The following is a 367-nucleotide window of genomic DNA, read 5'->3' on the forward strand; positions in this document are numbered from 1 at the left end:
CCTGCCGCTCTTCCTGGTGTTCTCGTCCATCTCCGGGTTCGGCGGCGGCGCGATCTTCCCGATGTTCGCCGCGATGACCGCCGACTACTTCGGTGAGAACAACAACGCCTCCAACTACGGTCTGGTGTATTCGTCCAAGCTGGTGTCGGGTCTGCTCGGTTCCGGTATGGGCGCCGTGGTGGTGGGTGCCTGGGACTACTCCGGCGCGTTCGTCCTGGCCGGTTCGATCTCCCTCTTCGCGGGTTTCGTGGCCCTGTTCCTGCATCCGCCGGGACGGCCCCGTGCCAAGCACGTCCAGCCGAACCCGCAGCCGCTCGGCGAGGAGACCGTCTGACCGTCGCCTGGTTCGCTCCGGGCATGTGAAACG

1 protein-coding gene is annotated in these 367 nt (G+C 66.2%); it reads left to right on the top strand.

Annotated features, from left to right (window positions below; genetic code table 11):
- On the top strand, positions 1 to 334 hold a 334-nt coding region (locus tag STRIP9103_RS32955; protein ID WP_048821418.1), incomplete at its 5' end, for an MFS transporter.
- Positions 335 to 367 lie beyond the last annotated feature (33 nt).

It is taken from the genome of Streptomyces ipomoeae 91-03, from assembly GCF_000317595.1.
GTDB classification, from domain to species: domain Bacteria; phylum Actinomycetota; class Actinomycetes; order Streptomycetales; family Streptomycetaceae; genus Streptomyces; species Streptomyces ipomoeae.